Source organism: Exiguobacterium sp. 8A (assembly GCF_902506275.1).
GTDB classification, from domain to species: domain Bacteria; phylum Bacillota; class Bacilli; order Exiguobacteriales; family Exiguobacteriaceae; genus Exiguobacterium; species Exiguobacterium profundum.
This window is the reverse complement of the sequence record NZ_LR733689.1, coordinates 1-1196: the sequence shown is the minus strand read 5'-3', so window position 1 is coordinate 1196 and position 1196 is coordinate 1. Positions and strand designations below refer to the sequence as shown.

The following is a 1196-nucleotide window of genomic DNA, read 5'->3' as shown; positions in this document are numbered from 1 at the left end:
CGTTCGCCGTCCGCGCCGCCATTGGGGCTTTGGCTGCATCCGCCGCCACCGTAGCGATCCGGCTCGGGTCACGGTTCGTGTCGTCTGGGCAAGATAGCAAGCGCACGGAGTTGGAGCTTCGGGCGTTCGGTCCGTTCCTGGCGAACGTCGACAAGTCCGAGTCCGACACCGCTCGGCTGGAGTTCGTGGACCGTGCCTTCGGACCACGTGCTATCGATGACCGCCACGACGAAGCCATCCCGGTATCGACGTTCTCGCAAATCCTCGCTGCGGTCACCAAGCTCATAGGTCGCTGATCGGGTCCCATGGGACGGGTGAACTAGGGATGCCGAGGAGGGTCCGCGGTAAACCCTACGGTTGTCAAGGCGGGGTCGGTTTCGTCGCAGGTTGCGCTGCGATCAGTCGTCGAACCTCTCGAATCTTTGACTCGCTCAGCATGTGCAGCTATGTAGCGCTGGGGCATACCCCAGCGCAACAGACGACCGTCGGGCGGTTTCGCGTGGTTCTCGGGTGCCTGCTCGGCCTTTTGCGGCAGAAGTGCGCGAGAGTCTAGGAGTGGTGCAATACAAGTTGCAGACCGTCGCTTACGTTCGAGTGAGCTCGTCCGATCAGAACCTCGATCGACAGCTCGAGGCGATCGGCGACGTCAACCGAGAGACGAGCCCGGAAACTGACGGACGACCAGCTCATCGAAGCACGGCGGCTGATCAGCACTGGTGTAGCCAAGGCTGCCGTGGCGTGTGACCTGGGCGTCGACCGCACGACGCTCTATCGGATGCTGGCCTCCAGCACGCTCCCACCGCCCGGATTCGCGACCCGAGTGCGCGCGACGCTGACACCGTCAGCAGCGGGCAGGGACCTGGACCTGGACCTGGACCTGGACCTGGAGCGTCTCCACCTCCCGATCATCGAAGCGCACGCTGCGGACGACGCAACGCAACCCACCCTTCCCGGCGATGGTGTGGACACAGCCGCTCGTTTACGATGAGGAGCCAAACGGCTCGAACAACAGGGGGATGCACGATGAGCAAGATCAAACAGGCACTGGTCGGCATGGGGATGGTAGTTGCGCTGGCGGGAGTGGGTGTGGTCCTGCCCACTGCTGCAGCTCCGGCACATGCTGGACCAGTCGTCTGCCACACGTGGACCGAGACGGTCCACGCGAAGAACTGCGACAAGAAGCGGCAGATCTGCAC

General features: G+C 63.5%; 2 protein-coding genes. Both read left to right on the top strand.

The window, feature by feature from the left end; all coding sequences use genetic code 11:
• Positions 1 to 296 (top strand): hypothetical protein (locus GVY42_RS16630; RefSeq protein WP_236550114.1); only part of this gene is annotated, 296 nt, incomplete at its 5' end.
• A 262-nt stretch (positions 297 to 558) separates the two neighbouring features.
• Positions 559 to 744 carry a hypothetical protein gene (locus GVY42_RS16525; RefSeq protein ID WP_236550113.1) on the top strand — a complete coding sequence of 62 codons (186 nt, stop codon included), beginning with the start codon at positions 559 to 561 and terminating at the stop codon, positions 742 to 744.
• Positions 745 to 1196 lie beyond the last annotated feature (452 nt).